The organism is Gilliamella intestini (assembly GCF_900094935.1).
GTDB lineage: Bacteria > Pseudomonadota > Gammaproteobacteria > Enterobacterales > Orbaceae > Gilliamella > Gilliamella intestini.
Map to the genome: position 1 here is coordinate 13,458 of NZ_FMBA01000029.1, position 16,399 is coordinate 29,856.

The 16,399-nt window shown below is 32.8% G+C and carries 13 protein-coding genes, 1 tRNA gene and 1 pseudogene; 11 read left to right on the forward strand and 4 right to left on the reverse strand.

Features of this window, described 5'->3' with window-relative positions:
* Positions 1-7 precede the first annotated feature (7 nt).
* From GA0061080_RS08320 to tmk, 3 genes are all read right to left on the reverse strand, one after another.
* Entirely contained in the window at positions 8-1,408 is a 1,401-nt protein-coding gene (locus GA0061080_RS08320; protein WP_091123991.1) for an MBOAT family O-acyltransferase, read from the reverse strand.
* 65 nt (positions 1,409-1,473) lie between these two features.
* Entirely contained in the window at positions 1,474-2,469 is a 996-nt protein-coding gene (holB, locus tag GA0061080_RS08325; RefSeq protein ID WP_091123994.1) for a DNA polymerase III subunit delta', read from the reverse strand.
* A 12-nt stretch (positions 2,470-2,481) separates the two neighbouring features.
* Positions 2,482-3,108: a dTMP kinase gene (gene tmk / locus GA0061080_RS08330; RefSeq protein WP_091123998.1), complete on the reverse strand. Its 627-nt coding sequence runs from the start codon at positions 3,106-3,108 to the stop codon at positions 2,482-2,484.
* Positions 3,109-3,535: 427 nt separating this feature from the next.
* Between tmk and GA0061080_RS13150 the strand changes: the two genes are divergently transcribed.
* The 11 genes and pseudogenes from GA0061080_RS13150 to GA0061080_RS08385 form a co-directional block, all read left to right on the forward strand.
* Positions 3,536-3,874 (forward strand): acyltransferase family protein, encoded by a 339-nt coding sequence (locus GA0061080_RS13150; protein WP_167349209.1) that lies wholly within the window; start codon positions 3,536-3,538, stop codon positions 3,872-3,874.
* 1,100 nt (positions 3,875-4,974) lie between these two features.
* Positions 4,975-5,466 (forward strand): NADH-quinone oxidoreductase subunit J, encoded by a 492-nt coding sequence (locus GA0061080_RS08340; protein ID WP_065637187.1) that lies wholly within the window; start codon positions 4,975-4,977, stop codon positions 5,464-5,466.
* Position 5,467: 1 nt separating this feature from the next.
* Complete coding sequence (gene nuoK, locus GA0061080_RS08345; protein ID WP_091124004.1) at positions 5,468-5,770, forward strand: NADH-quinone oxidoreductase subunit NuoK; 303 nt, start codon at positions 5,468-5,470, stop codon at positions 5,768-5,770.
* On the forward strand, positions 5,767-7,614 hold the full coding sequence (locus GA0061080_RS08350) for an NADH-quinone oxidoreductase subunit 5 family protein (RefSeq protein WP_091124007.1): 1,848 nt from the start codon (positions 5,767-5,769) through the stop codon (positions 7,612-7,614). Before nuoK ends, GA0061080_RS08350 begins: the two co-directional genes overlap by 4 nt.
* A 17-nt stretch (positions 7,615-7,631) precedes the next feature.
* Positions 7,632-9,176 carry a complex I subunit 4 family protein gene (locus GA0061080_RS08355; RefSeq protein ID WP_091124009.1) on the forward strand — a complete coding sequence of 515 codons (1,545 nt, stop codon included), beginning with the start codon at positions 7,632-7,634 and terminating at the stop codon, positions 9,174-9,176.
* A gap of 6 nt (positions 9,177-9,182) precedes the next feature.
* Entirely contained in the window at positions 9,183-10,952 is a 1,770-nt protein-coding gene (locus tag GA0061080_RS08360; RefSeq protein WP_091124011.1) for an NADH-quinone oxidoreductase subunit N, read from the forward strand.
* A gap of 196 nt (positions 10,953-11,148) precedes the next feature.
* Positions 11,149-11,478 carry a preprotein translocase subunit YajC gene (gene yajC / locus GA0061080_RS08365; protein WP_091124014.1) on the forward strand — a complete coding sequence of 110 codons (330 nt, stop codon included), beginning with the start codon at positions 11,149-11,151 and terminating at the stop codon, positions 11,476-11,478.
* 58 nt (positions 11,479-11,536) lie between these two features.
* Positions 11,537-13,393: a protein translocase subunit SecD gene (gene secD / locus GA0061080_RS08370; protein WP_091124018.1), complete on the forward strand. Its 1,857-nt coding sequence runs from the start codon at positions 11,537-11,539 to the stop codon at positions 13,391-13,393.
* Between the two features lie 15 nt (positions 13,394-13,408).
* Positions 13,409-14,404 carry a protein translocase subunit SecF gene (secF, locus tag GA0061080_RS08375; protein ID WP_065637196.1) on the forward strand — a complete coding sequence of 332 codons (996 nt, stop codon included), beginning with the start codon at positions 13,409-13,411 and terminating at the stop codon, positions 14,402-14,404.
* A 126-nt stretch (positions 14,405-14,530) separates the two neighbouring features.
* A tRNA-Ala gene (locus GA0061080_RS08380) sits at positions 14,531-14,606 on the forward strand.
* Positions 14,607-14,791: 185 nt separating this feature from the next.
* Positions 14,792-16,039, forward strand: a pseudogene (locus GA0061080_RS08385) (integrase domain-containing protein); the annotation flags it as partial.
* A 109-nt stretch (positions 16,040-16,148) separates the two neighbouring features.
* Here GA0061080_RS08385 and GA0061080_RS13155 read toward each other — a convergent pair.
* Entirely contained in the window at positions 16,149-16,304 is a 156-nt protein-coding gene (locus GA0061080_RS13155) for an integrase core domain-containing protein (protein ID WP_091124027.1), read from the reverse strand.
* Between the last annotated feature and the right edge of the window lie 95 nt (positions 16,305-16,399).

The following is a 16,399-nucleotide window of genomic DNA, read 5'->3' on the forward strand; positions in this document are numbered from 1 at the left end:
ATTATTATTAAAAATTAGCGTAAATAAAATTTGGCACACCTGATGGTGCTGTATAAATTACTAACCACAAAATGAAGATAAATACCAATGGTAAATATGAATGAGGTATTTTGGTTAGCTGTATAATAAACCACTCAGTAAAATTTTTAAATATTGGATAGGAAAAGTAGATGAAAGCAATAATCAAAAAAGCTCCTGCATATTGAGGCTCTATCCAAAAGCTATTCAATAATGCTGTCAAATAATCCAATGCATCAGACATGCTGTCAAAATAAAAAAAGAGCCATGTAAAACAAACATAATGCCATGTTAATAACCGAGCAACTATTGGTGAACGTAGCGTTAGCCAATTTTTACCTAAATAACAATCACCGATATTAAGTACCACAATGCCAATACCATGACATGCTCCCCAAATAATAAAATTAAGGCCTGCTCCATGCCACAATCCCGATAATAACATGGCTAAAATAACATTAATTTGAGTTCGAATAAATCCTCGACGATTTCCACCAAGTGGGATATAAATATAGTCGCGAATCCAACTTGATAGGCTAATATGCCAACGTGACCAAAAGTCCCTTAAATTCAAAGCTAAATATGGCAAATTAAAATTAATTGGCAAACGAAACCCTAACAATAAAGCCATGCCTGTAACTAAATCAGTGTAGCCGGAAAAATTTAAGTAAATATGCATAGCGTAAGCATAAAGTCCAACTAACAAATCAATTACACTAAATTCTAATGGATTGGCAAATATGGGGGTTACCCAATGTTCACTAATTAAACCGCCTAAGCAGTAAACCTTAGTCACAGCTAAAATAAGCAATGTAAATGCACGAAACGGTTCTAAAATTTCACGAGGTTGAGTAACATTGATTTGCGGTAAAAAATCTTTAGCTCGGTTAATGGGACCAGCAATAATACTAGGAAAAAATGATAAAAACAGCGCAAAATCCCAAAATTTAGCAACAGCAAGCTCTTTCTTTTTTACTGAAACTAAGTAACTTACCGAATGAAATGTATAAAATGAAATGCCAATAGGAATTAATACGGTCATAACTGGTAATGAAACAGACACATTCAATAAATCAAGAAGATCTTGCAACTCGTAACGAAAGAAATCAAAATATTTAAACAATGCAAGATTTAAGACCGATACACATATCCCAAAAGCTAGCCATCGTTTTGCATGATGTTCCGATGCAACAATCATCACCGAAAACAAATAAATCACACAGGTATAAATAAAAAGAATAAGCGAAAACTGCCAGCTATAACTACCAACAACCAGATAGCTTGCTACTAAAAGTAGGATATTTTGTATTTTAGGTGATCGGTAGCATCCCCAATACAAGGCAAAAAAAGCAATAAAGAGTAAACCAAATTCAATAGATAAATAACTCACAGCAATCCTTTTTACTTAACGGTATACTTTCCTGAAAGTTTTTAACAAAACCCATTATAAATTTTTTAACTTTTCGTTTCGCTAATTAATTCAGATTGAGCAAGCACATTATAAATAATAAGTTCCTTATTCAATCCAGTAACAGTTAATAACTGATTTCTTGCTTGCAACCATAAATTATAAAGTGCACAAAGTTTTTCATTACTTTTAGTTGCGAGTAATCGAACTAAAGAAACTTGATCACGATTAACAATAAAGCGGCCTACTTTCTGCTTTGCTTTTAGCGCATCGCTTAGTAATGCACAAAACCAAACGATTCGTTCAATGAAGTCTTCATTATTAAAGGTTTTAGCCAACTGCCAATAATTATTTTGTGGTATAGCATCTAATAGATGATCACAAAATGCTTTTCGCTCTTGCCACTTTTCTGGTGCTAATAATACAGCTGCTCTTAATGGTGCATTTTCGCTCAATAATAACGCCGAAGCAAGCTCATTATCACTGCATTGCTGATTGTGTGTTTTTTTTAACCACCTAATAGACTGCTCCAATTTTGGAACAGGTAAAAAATAAGAAAAACAACGACTATGAATTGTTGGCAATAATTGACTATTATGTTCATCGCTTAAAATAAAATAAGTATTTTGTGGCGGCTCTTCTAACGTTTTAAGCAATGCATTGGCCGCAGCCTCGGTCATTAAACCCGCATGTTTTATCCAAATGACTTTATTACCACCTTGTTGGGATTTTTCGTAAACTTTGCTAGATATATTACGGATTTGATTAATCCCGATTGACAATTTATCTTGTTCATTAGTTATTACATAATAATCGGGATGATGATGAGCTAAAAACAATTGACAGCTATGACAGCTTAAGCACGCCTCTAATTGCTGTGAACATTGGCATAGTAAACGACTTGCGAGCTTTGAAATAAATTTGTTTTCACCACTACCTTGAACATAATTAATTAGCAAAGCATGATGAGAACGCTTGTTTATAATTCCTGATGCTAATTGCTGATAAGGTTGGGAAAGCCAAGGATAGTCATTTAAGATCATTGAATATTAAACCTATTTTGTTAACCATTTTGTTAAAATTTGTTCAATTTGTTTGGTTACATTGCCAATTGATTGAGCTGCATCAATGGTTATAATAGTCTTATCTTGCTTGGCAAGTTCCAAATAGTGCTGCCGAGTTCGTTCAAAAAATGGCAGTGATTGTTGTTCAATACGATCAAGCTTTCCTCTAGCTTTTGCGCGCATTAAGCCAATTTCAGGATCTATATCTAAATATAACGTAAGATCAGGTTTAAAATCACCCAATACTTGTTGTTTTAATGTCGTTATAAAAGTTGTATCTAACTGACGCCCACCACCTTGATAAGCCTTTGTTGATAGGTCATGACGGTCACCAATCACCCATTTACCGGCTTTAAGTGCAGGTTTTATGATATTATCAATCAGTTGAATACGTGCTGCATATAGCATTAACAATTCGGCCTTATCCGTCAACGGTTCGTTATCTAAACCATTTTTAATTATATTGCGTAATGCTTCAGCAATCGGTGTGCCTCCTGGCTCTCTAGTAAATTGCAAATCGTTAATATTGTGTTGATTTAAAATTTGGGCAACGGCATTAATCGCAGTCGTTTTACCCGCCCCTTCAAGTCCTTCGATGACAATAAATTTGCCTGCCATACTAAATTCCCAAACTATTTATAATGAACATATAATTAATATTGCACCATTGTACGCTATTTTTTCTGATTTTATTAACATATATCACAATTATCTACCTAATTAGGAATAGGAAAAAATTTAAAAATGAGGATTTTTTATCCTATTTAACTAAGTAAATTTAATTATACCTATAGATAATATACCCAAAACCTGTATCATATTCGATACTAAAAAATAGTTAAGCACTTATGCTTAACTAATTATGAACAATTCTATCAAAATTTAGTATTTATACATTTTGTACAGATTTAAAAATCACTAAGGTTTAATTTAATGAAAGATTTTAAGTCCATTTTTATTTATTGCTTTACTTAAATTATTATTACCCAAAAGCATAAAAGATAATTTAAGCACAGATGATAATAAATACACTTCTATCGACGGTTTGCGTGGTATCTCTGCTATTTTTGTATTTATATCCCATTCATTATTATCATGGCGATATTTTTTTGTGGATGGAGGTTGGATTAATAATACCCCGCTTTTAATTTTTGATAAAAACTTAAATGAACAAATTGAAATCGGTTTTTTATCTTTAGGTGGAATAGGTGTAAGTTTTTTCTTCATGATAACTGGATTCTTATTTTTTGATCAATTGCTTCGAAATAAAGGAAAAATAAATATCATCCAATTTTTTATTAAACGTTTTTTTAGAATCGCTCCTTTATATTACTCAGTAATAACTCTCGTTTTTATCACGGTTTTTTTTAACAGGGATTCCTAAGTTTCCCACACTTAAAAAAGCGATCTAGGCTTTTTTATCATGGACAACATTTGGGCTATCAAATATAAAAAACCATATCGGCATTAATACCTACATCATTAGTTGTTGCTGGCATATTATGGACATTAGCCATTGAATGGAAATTTTACGCATATGTACCTATCTTAAGTATATTCACCCGAACACGATTAACAGCAATTTTATTTGTTTTTTTTGAAATAACTATCACAATTATTTATTTAATTTCGGCAAAATAAAAGACATTAGATTATTTTTACCCTTCTTCTTTGGAATGCTAGCAAGCCTATTTGTTAATAACTATTTAATTCCATTAAAATCAAGTATTATCAAATCACCTATTACCTCACTATTTATATTTGTTTTTTTCCTCTTTACTGTATTTAAATTATAATTTGGATATACAGGATTAATATTTCAAAGTGCATTAGGACTAATATTTATTCTTATTGCAAACAACAACAGTGTATTTGGTTTACTCAAATAAAAAATTTTCATAGCATTAGGAAAATTAAGTTACAGTTTATACTTAATACATGGCCTTGTTTTATTCTTAATAAATGGTGTAATAATGAAAAGTGGAAACTTTTTATTAATAGCCTTGTATCGATGTTGATAACATTGTTAATTAGCATTTTTACCTACTACTTCATTGAAAGAATAGGAATTAATTTTGGTCATAAAATAACTAAAAAATAAATGGATAGTTTTCTTTTACATACAACTTTGTAATAACTATGGAATATTTACTCCCCCAAAAAATGTAACAATAATTAGCTTACTTAGGAAATAGGTTTAAACTTTTAGGTGACTCACTGGTTTTGATGGTATTTAACCAAGATTTGTCGCTTTTTTCAGTAAGTATCTGTTGACATTGTTTTAGGTATAATGCATTGTTATTATTATTTTTATCACAATTATATTATAATAACATCTTTATACCTTTTATTCCTTTTCTATTAAAAAGAACAATAGAACCTAGTGGAAACTTTAATTTTAGATACACACCATATTTACATGCTGTATCTTGCTAACATTTGGGTATATACTAATAATATTATGAATATACATTGGATTATTTAATGATCGCTGTTTTTTATATTGCGTCAATTATTGCTGTCGTTGCCAGTGTAAAAGCGATTAGCAGCTTACGAATTGATAAAGCAATTTTATACCTTATTATTTCACTTTTTGCATCAGCATTAATATTTATTTTACTCAACACATATTTTTCTGCTGTTTTATATATCTTATTATTTGTTGGTGGTTCAATAACTCTATTTTTACTTATCGCATCAATTTTGAAAATTAGTGTAGATAATGTAGAAAACAAAACTCGTGGTATTAGTCCTAAAATCTGGTTAGGCCCACTAATTTTAGCTTTTATTTTACTAGTCGCCCTTATCTATGGTGTAGTAAATACTAACTATTTAGAACTGAAAGAGTCTCATGAACTAATGCATGAAATGTCTATATACGCATATTTTTTGATAGCAGAATTAGCTATATTTTTATTATTGGGTGCTGCCGTGATTGCTTATCATTTTATGCACAGGCTTATATCGGAGAAATAATATGATTTCACTCATGCACTATCTCATTTTATCTTCTATTTTATTTGTAATTGGTCTGTTAGGGGTAATGATCCGACGACATTTCTATTTTTTATTACTTAGTCTTATTATTATGAATAATGGTGCAATAGTCGCATTATTTGCTGCCAGTAACTATTGGCAACAATCTGATGGGCAAGTCCTAGCAATATTAGCGGTAATAACTGCTTTAGCAGAGGTTTGTGTAGGTCTTGCATTAATGATGAAACTATTCTATCGTCGAAAAATCTTTAATATTGATTCATTGAGTGAAATGAAAGGATGAATTTACTTTATTTAACTATTATTGTTCCCTTATTTTCTTTTTTAGTATTAGTGAGCTTAGGGAGACATATCAGATCAATTAATGTGATGATTATTGGCGTTACTACTATGCTAATCATTGCATTAATTGCAGTATTTTGTTGTGTTGATTTTAGTTCAAACACAGTACCAGATACCACTTTAATTTACACTAGACAATTATGGAATTGGTTTTCTGTAGATAATTTTACTGTGCCAATTTCTTTAACCTTAGATGGATTATCACTAATATTTTTAGTTTTAATCTCATTCTTTGGTTTTCTAATCTACTTTTTTGCCGCCTGCTATTTAACATTAAGAAACGATATTTACACATTTTACGCTTACAGTAATTTATTAATTGCTAGCATCTTAACTATAATATTAGTTGATAATTTATTTGTAATGTTAATTGGTTGGGAGGGTATAAGTATAAGCACTTACTTGCTTATCGGTATTTACTATAAACAGGCTCGTAATGGTTATGCAGCAGTAAAGGCATTTATCATTATGCATTTAACTGATATCTTTTTAATTATTGGTATATTTTTACTGTATCAAACCGCCGAAACGTTAAGCATTGGTGATATTTTGACTAGGGCGCATGATAACTTGGCGGTAGATTCAGACATTATATTTTGGATAACGTTAATGTTATTCCTTGGAGCAATGAGCAAGTCAGCACTATTCCCTATGCATTCATGGTTTTCAGAAACAACATTAGCACCAATGCCTGCAGTAGCTTTAATGCAATCATCTACAGTCATATTTGCAGGTGTATATTTGATATTAAGGCTAAGCAATTTATTTATGATGTCTAACGATACATTAGCCATAATGACTGTCATTTCATCATTAACTGTACTATTTGCCAGCTCAATAGCCTTAGTACAAAATGATATAAAAAGAATAGTCACTTATATCAATTTGGCACAAATTAGTTATTTATTTTATGCCTTTTCCTGTCAAAATTGGAATTTATCACTTAATTGTTTAATTAATTATACTGTAACAAGTACTTTACTCATTTTTGCATCTGCAATTTTAATCAGAAATTGTCAAGGTGAAAGAAATATCAATAGACTTGGTGGCTTAATAAAATCATTCCCAAAACTGTATATAATATTTTTGTTTATTATGTTATCCCTAAGTGCTATGCCATGGATTTCAGCATCATTTTATATCAAAGGGGATATTATTTGGGGATTAATGGCGAAAGAGCGATTAATGGCAGGAACTATAGGATTATTAGGTATTTTGCTATCTAGTTTAAGTATTTGGCGCTTAATTTTTATAGTATTTCATCACAAACCAAAAATTTTTGATTTCGCTAAAACTAAACCGATAAGTTATTACCCAATCTTTATATTAGTGGTTTTTACAACAGCCATATTTATTTATTTCCCTTTACCTGTTCAAGGTATTATTCCTATTGCTGAACTTGAAACTAACGGTCAACCGTATTTTCGCTTATTATTAGCTGCGGTAATATTATTGAGCTTTCTTATCTCCTATATTTTATATGCTCATCCAAATAGCGAGGTACAAGAGGTTCTAAAGGCACCAATGTTTAAGTTTTTTTTACGTTTATGTAATAGTGATTGGCATTATAACTATTTATTGCATACGCTATTTGTTAATCCTTATATCTATTTAGCCCGTTTATTGAAAAAAGATCCTCTTGCTTTATGGGATGATTGGATAATGAGAGGAATCAAAAAAGTGAACTCATTTATCGTTAACCTAGAAAATGGGCAAATTCGATGGTATTTGGTTTCAATGGTAATAGGTAGTATTATCATATTAATGTTACTGATTTTTATTTAATAAAGGTGTAATCATTCATGTTATTATGGCTTGTTTTTTTACCTGTAATAGGCGGATTTATTGGTTGGTTATGCCATGTATGTTTTCAACGAGGAGTCATTTCCGTTAATGTACAAGCTAGTTGGTCAAAATTACCAATCATTGTGGCATTTATTACTATTTGTCTTACATTATTAATGACCATAATATTATGGATAGATGCCGTAAATGCATTAAGTCGAGGGGAAAATTGGATAAAAGAAGTGAATCTAGAATGGATTCCTTTACTAGGTATTCATTTTCATCTTGTTTTAGATGGTCTATCTATGGTTGTTATCATCTCAACCCTATTTATTGTGCTATTGACGATTGTCTATTCTAGTAAAGAAAACCTAAATAATCTTGGCTTATTTTACCTATGCTTATTATTTATGACATCAGCCATCATAATGCTGTTTGTCATTACTGACTTATTTTTAATGTTCTTATTTTGGGAAGCAGTGGCAATTCCCATCTATTTTTTAATCTCTTTATGGGGGCGACGAGACTCAAGCTCACAATTGCGTTTTAATGGTGCTAGTAAATTTTTAATTTACACCCAACTAAGTAGTTTACTCATGCTAATCTCAATTGTTTCATTAGCCTTGATTAATTGGAACTTAACAGGACATTGGACGTTTGATTATCAAATATTAACTAAAACACCTATCTCAAGTAATACTGAATTTTTACTTATGTTAGGTTTTTTAGCAGCCTTTATTGTACGCATACCTTTTGTGCCTTTTCATAGTTGGTTTATTCAAGCTCATATTGAATCCTCAACAACTGGGTCAATGATGATTAGTGGATTATTACTTAACACAGCTGCATTTGGTTTATTACGTTTTGTGATACCGCTATTTCCTAATGCATCAATCATAATTATGCCAGTTATGTTAGTTTTTGCATTACTTACTATTGTTTATGCAGCTTTACTGGCATTTAATCAAACCGATATTAAAAAACTTATTGCTTATATTCATATTGCATTAATGAGCTTTGTTACAGCAATTATTTATAGTGGCTCAATGATTGCTTATCAAGGTGTTGTTATTCAAATGATAGCTATCAATTTAGCAATAGTTGGTATGTTTATAATTAGTGGATTATTAGTTGAATGTTATTCAACACGAAATATAAACCAATTTGTAGGGCTTAAAGAGCGAGTACCTTACCTATCTTCGTTTACTTTATATTTTATTTTGGCTGTATTAGGTATTCCTGGTACGGCAAATTTTGTTGGCAATTATATGATGTTACTTGGTAGTTATAATACTTTCTCTTTTTATACTATTTTATTAGTCATTGGCTTATTATTGGTATCTATTTCATTTATTGTTCGTATGCAGCCAATTTTTTATGGCTCTATTGATAAAGAAAATACAACAAAACATAAGCTTAGAAAAAAAGATCTCTTACTATTATCAAGCATTTTCGTTGTCCTTATTTTTATTGGTTTGTATCCTCAACTGGTCTTAGATATGTCTTATTCCGTCGTGAATCAAACCCAACAATATATAGCCACAGAGCGAGTGGGAGAATAATCAATTATGATAGCTTTATCACCAATTTTTGTATTAAGTTTTGCCATCATTGCTTTGTTATTCTCATTGTTTATTCTTAAAATAAATACCAAATATTGTACTATTTTAACCGTATGTGGATTAACCTGTGCCTTGATCTGCGCTGTAACAGTAGGTTATAAAATTTCATTTAGCACTCAAGTTATTACTGATATCAGTAATGATAATATGCAAATATCGGTGCCAGCTTTAAATCCTACTAAAAATACTGATCCATCAAGCGAAAAAACAATAGCTGTTGATACTGTGCCTACTGAATCAGTTGAATCACTAAATGAGAACGAAAACATAGGTATTGATAATAATAACCGCAATAATGCAAATGAATCCCCAAATACAGATGCAAGCATAAACACAAGTACAACAATTATCACAGATAATTCTAATATTGATGATAATTCAAACATAGATGCATCTTCAATGGATGAATGGAAAGCTCGACATATCACAGCGCTATTTACCTGTGATGGCTACGGATTACTTTATACCAGCTTAATTTTAATAATATCCATTGCTGTTGCATGCTTTTCTTACCGTTGGTTTAAACAAGAACATACTCATCACGGGTTATTTTATTTAATTCTACTTTTTATGGCATTAGGTGGTGTAACACTCGTATACTCAAGCCATTTGATTGCATTTTTTATTGGAATTGAATTGTTATCAATTCCATTTGTAGGATTAATTGGTTATCAATATACGCAAACACATTCATTAGAAGCAGCCGTTAAGTATATGATATTATCTGCTGTTGCTAGTGTATTTTTATTGATGGGGATTGCCTTTTATTATGCAACCACAGGAGAGCTAACTTTTAGTGGGCTAAGTTATCAACTTTCAACAATGTCTTATCCAAGCACATTATTATTGATAGGTGTTTGCTTAATGCTAGTGGGTATTGGTTTTAAGTTGTCACTCGTTCCATTTCAACTTTGGTTGCCTGATGTTTATCAAGGTGCGCCAACAGTTGTTGCTTTGTTATTATCAACAGTCGGAAAAGTTGCCGTTTTTTGTGCTATAGCAAGGCTATTTTTATTAGCACCTATAGTTAACAATGAAACCATCCGTATTATTTTAGTCATTGTTGCTTTTTGCTCTATTTTGTGGGGTAATTTATTAGCGCTAATACAAAGCAGCTTAAAACGATTACTTGCTTATTCATCAATAGCACATTTTGGTTATTTATTAACTGCTCTCATTGCTGTGCAATATCAAGTACTTGCATTAGAAACCATTGGCGTTTACCTAATTGGATATATTTTAGCTAATATCTGTATTTTAGGTGCTATCAGCTTAGATTCTCATTCTAATGAGCTTCAAGATCATGAAAATGAAATCGACCTATCAGGGCTATTTTGGCGAAGGCCAATTCTAGCATTAGCTATGGGGCTAGGTTTTTTATCTTTAGCTGGTGTCCCACTAACTGCAGGATTCATTGGGCGATTTTTACTAGTTTTATTAGGTGTAACAGCTGAATTGTGGTGGTTAGTTGCTGCTATTGTTATTGGCAGCTCATTAGGACTTTACTTTTATGCTCGTTTAATTATCAATCTTTATATCAGGCCAATCAGTCCTGATGATCAAGTGATAATTGGCTCTTCAATTAAATTAAAATGGACTAACATTAGAATTAGTGAATTAATTATCGTGCTATGTGCATTACTAACGATGCTTTGCGGAATTTATCCAAAATGGTTATTTAACTTAGTTAGTATGGCGCAATATTTAACTACATAATTAACGACATAATTAATATTTATTCACCTTTATTATGTTATTAACAGATAGATGTTAATTAAATATGCTAAAACCTTTACTTTATGCTAAACATGATTTTTTCTAAAACTTTTTGATAAGAAATAGTTAATAATAGACTTATTTATTGTGTTATAATTCCGAACTTTAATATTTTATTTAAATCAAGAGGACCTATATGGACTTTTTAATCTCTAATGCTTATGCCGCAGATGGTAATCAACTAGGTGGTGATTACTTTCCGATGATTATGCTGATTGTGTTTGGTTTATTTTTCTATTTTATGATTATGCGTCCACAACAAAAGCGTGCCAAAGCACATCGTGATTTAATGGCGTCAATTTCAAAAGGTGATGAAGTATTAACCAGTGGTGGAATTATTGGTCGTGTGTCAAAGGTTAATGACAATGGTTACATTGTATTAGAATTAAATGATACAACTGAAATTGTAATCAAACGTGACTTTATTACATCAGTTTTACCAAAAGGAACAATGAAATCACTATAATAGAGTTTATCTATTATATTCATTGTATTAATTACCTAATCCTACAAGAGAATATGTCGTGTTAAACCGCTATCCTTTGTGGAAATACATTATGTTGGTCGTTGTCATTTGCCTCGGCCTACTTTATGCACTTCCAAATATTTATGGTGAAGATCCTGCTATACAAATTTCAGGCTCAAATAGTGCTGAAATTAATGTCACTACACAAGATAAAGTCAAAAAAATTTTGATTGATAATGATATCAAATTTAAATCAATCGTTTATGAAAATAAATCGATTTTAATTCGTGTTAGTGATAACGATGCACAACTTAAAGCAAAAGAGCTTATATCTGAAACGTTAGGTGAAGAGTATATTGTTGCATTAAATTTAGCACCTGCAACACCCACATGGCTTACAATGCTAGGTGCTGAACCGATGAAACTAGGGCTTGATTTACGTGGTGGTGTTCATTTCTTAATGGAAGTTGATATGACAACAGCATTAAGTAAGCTCACTGAACAATCTATTGAAAACATAAAATCTGAATTTACAGCTAGTAAATTAAATTATAAAACAATCAACAAAGACCGTCATGATCAAATTATAATACAATTTGACAATACTGAAGATCGCAATAAAGCCATCACTAAGATCAACGGTATACAAGATTTCAAAGTTGTTTCTCAAAGTGACAATGCTATTGTAATTAATGTTAGTGAACAACGGTTACAACAAGCCAAAAATGATGCTGTACAACAAAACACGACAATTTTACGCAATCGTGTTAATCAGTTGGGTGTTGCTGAACCAATAGTTCAACGCCAAGGTGCTGATCGCATAGTTGTTGAATTACCGGGTATACAAGACACCGTATTAGCTAAACGTATTTTAGGAGCAACAGCAACACTTGAATTTAGACAAGTTAATGAAGAAAGTACGCCTAACTTGCCTGCCATCCTAAATGGTGACATGCGTGTTCCTTATGGTTCTGAAATCCAATATATGGAAAATGGCCACCCAGTACTACTTTATAAGCGTATTGTATTAACAGGGGATCATATAACTGATTCTTCATATCGTGCGAATCAATATGGTCAACCCGAAGTTGCAATTACGCTTGATAGCTCTGGCGGCAAAAAAATGTTGAATTTTACCCAAAAAAATCTTCATAAAGCGATGGCAACATTGTTTGTTGAATACAAAGACACAGGTAAACGTGATGAAAACGACAAACCAGTTCTTGAAAAACAAGAACGTGTTATTAATGTAGCAACAATTGATGGTATTTTTAGTGACCGTTTTCAAGTAAGGGGTATTGGTAATATTGATGAAGCTAAAAATTTATCATTATTATTACGTGCAGGGGCTTTAATTGCTCCGATCCAAATTATTGAAGAGCGCACTGTTGGACCATCAATGGGGCAAGAAAATATAACTCAAGGGTTAGAATCTTGCGCATGGGGTTTAGCGATTTCTGTCATCTTTATGTTAGTGATGTATCGTCTGTTTGGCGTATTTGCTAGCCTTGCATTAGTTGCTAACTTAATTTTAATTGTTGGTGCAATGTCTTTACTTCCTGGGGCAACGCTAAGCATGCCAGGTATTGCGGGTATTGTGTTAACCGTTGGTATGGCTGTTGATGCCAACGTACTGATTAATGAAAGAATAAAAGAAGAACTTAGCAATGGGCGTAGTGTTCAGCATGCAATTAATGAAGGGTATGCTGGTGCTTGGAGCAGTATTTTTGACGCCAACCTAACAACATTAATTACTGCTGTTATTCTTTATGCAGTTGGTACAGGATCAATTAAAGGCTTTGCCATTACATTAGGCATCGGTATTGTAACATCAATGTTTACATCAATTGTTGGTACTCGTGCATTAGCCAATCTTATTTATGGCGGTCGTCGCGTCAATAAGTTATCAATTTAGAGGTTTATTGTGATTATTAATAAAAAAGAAAATCATGATGTTAGAGAACTTAATCATGGTCGCAGAGTCCTCGACTTTTTAAAATTTGGCTTTATTGCTTTTGTTATTTCAATGTTATTAGTGGTAGCCTCTTTTGTGGTTATTTTTGTTAAAGGCTTTAACCTAGGACAAGACTTCACTGGCGGTACGACAGTAGAACTCACCGTAACAAAAGTGGTTAACCTTGATGACCTTCGTAACAGCTTACGCAATGCAGGCTATCATGAACCGATAGTACAGTATTACGGCAGCAGTAAAGATATCATCATTAGATTACCTTCAGATAAGCAAGAAGATGGTAGTATTTCATCTACGATTGATAATGCATTAGGTGCAAAAATTTCTAACTTAATACATAAAGATATTGATGCCAATGCACAAATTAAACGTATTGAGTTTGTTGGTCCAACGGTAGGCGCTGAACTTGCTCAAGATGGTATATTGGCAATTTGTGCCGCATTAGTGTGTATTTTAATCTATATTGCCTTTCGTTTTGAATGGCGATTTGGTACGGGTGCCGTTGTTGCCCTAGCGCATGATGTCATCATTACAGCAGGTTACTTATCACTATTTGAGCGAGAATTAGACTTAACAATCATCGCTGCAATGTTATCAATTATTGGTTATTCACTTAACGATACTATTGTCGTCTTCGACCGAATTCGTGAGAATTTTAGAAAGATTCGACGCGCAGACCCTTATGATGTTATCAACATCTCGTTAACACAAACATTGCATCGAACATTAATGACATCAGGCACAACACTTGTTGTTGTTATTATCCTGTATATCTTTGGTGGTTCAATGTTAAAAGGCTTTTCTGAAACACTAGGTGTTGGTATTGTGCTTGGAACAATTTCATCAATTTATGTGGCTGCGTATATGTCACTTAAATTGGGCGTAAAACGTGAACACTTTATGCCGCCTAAAATTGAAGCAGAAGGTGCAGATCAACCTTCAATATTGCGTTAATGATATTAACTCTGCCATTGATTGGCAGAGTTTTATTTGGATGTTTTTCAAACAAATAGTACTGAACTGATTGACACTTATTGTTTAGTTGCATATTATTAGTCACAGCTTTATCCCATTCTATTTGGGGCCATAGCTCAGCTGGGAGAGCGCAACGCTGGCAGCGTTGAGGTCAGGGGTTCGATCCCCCTTGGCTCCACCAATTCAATAATCAGTAACATTCTTTTAAACCCTACAAAGTACACCAAACCCAGTAATAACAAGCCTTAAAGTCTATTTTATTGCCCATTAAGTATCAGTAAGGTACATTTACAACCATAATTTTTAGGTATATGCTTAGGTATACAGACGCAATATACCTATATATCGTATACCTAAAATAATTATGGCAAGGAAAACCATCCATTAACAGACACCCAAATAAAAGCAGCCAAACCAAGAGATAAAGATTACTCTTTATTTGATGGCGGTGGTATGTATCTCTTAGTTAAATCGAATAATTCTAAAATCTGGCGTTTTAAGTATACGCGTCCATATACCAAAAAGGGCGCATTAATTAGCTTCGGTAGTTATCCTGAGGTTTCACTACAGCAAGCGCGAAAACAACGAGATGAAGCGCGAGAATTAATAAAGCAAGGTGTAGATCCTCAAGAGCACAAAGCAGAACAAGAACAACGTAAGCATGACGAAATTACTAGCACCTTTAAAAAGATAGCCGCTGATTGGTTTAAAGTTAAAAGTGGCAAAGGACTAACTGAAAGCACCTTAAAAAGAACGTGGGAATCGTTAGAGTTACATTTATTTCCTTATATTGGTGATAAATCAATCTTTAAATTAAAAGCAAAAGAATTTATTAAGGCCATGGAGCCACTAAGAGCTAATGGTAAATTAGAAACAATTAAAAGACTTTGCCAACGTATCAATGAGATTATGTTTTATGCGGTGAATATAGGCTTGATTGATGCTAACCCAGCAGCCAAGATAAAAGATGCTTTTGAAAGCCCTATAAAAGGGCAAATGCCAACAATAAATGCGCAAGAGCTGCCCCAATTTATGCAATCCCTTGCTATGGCCAGAATCGAATTACAAACGCGTTGCTTGATTGAATGGCAATTATTAACAATGACACGCCCAAATGAAGCGGTAGGGGCAAAATGGCAAGAGATTGATCTAGACAATTGCTTATGGGTTATTCCTGCCGAAAAAATGAAAATGAGGCGAGAGCATACTATTACACTCAATAAGCAGGCTATGGCTATATTATCAATTATGAAGCCTATAAGTGGGCATAGAGAGCATATATTCCCAAGTATGAAACCGCCTTATACAACCCCGATGAATAGTAGTACTGCTAACATGGCAATAAAGCGCATGGGATACAAAGATAAGCTTGTTGCGCATGGCTTAAGAGCTTTAGCAAGCACGATATTAAATGAGCAAGGCTTTGACCCTAATATTATTGAAGCGGCACTAGCCCATGTCGATACTAATAGTGTCAGGCGAGCCTATAACCGTGCTACTTACCTAGAACAGCGCAGAATCATGCTGGACTGGTGGGGTGACTTTGTCGAGCAAGCAAGCCAAGGAAATGTCTCACTATCAGGTAACCGCAATTTAAAGCTAGTTAATCATTAACCATATCGCGCTATTCATACCGTGCCCCATATTTGGATTACACACTTCAATTCTCCATAATTACCACTCCTCATATCTGAGGGGGTGATTTTGGAATGGCAACACATTTTCAAACAAAAAAATTAAGGGGTAAGTGTTTTTTAAATTCAACGGGAGGCAAGTAGCCTAACGAAGAATGTAATCGTTTATGATTATACCAATAAGCATAAGCCGAAAAAGCGCGTTGTAACTGTAGTAGCTCAAACTTAATCTGACAGACACATATTACTCATCAGCTTTCATTTTAACAAAATGCGTGTCCGATGAGCAAAATAAATTCTCCAATTGCTTTTCCTTAACCAACCCCTTTGCATCATTCCA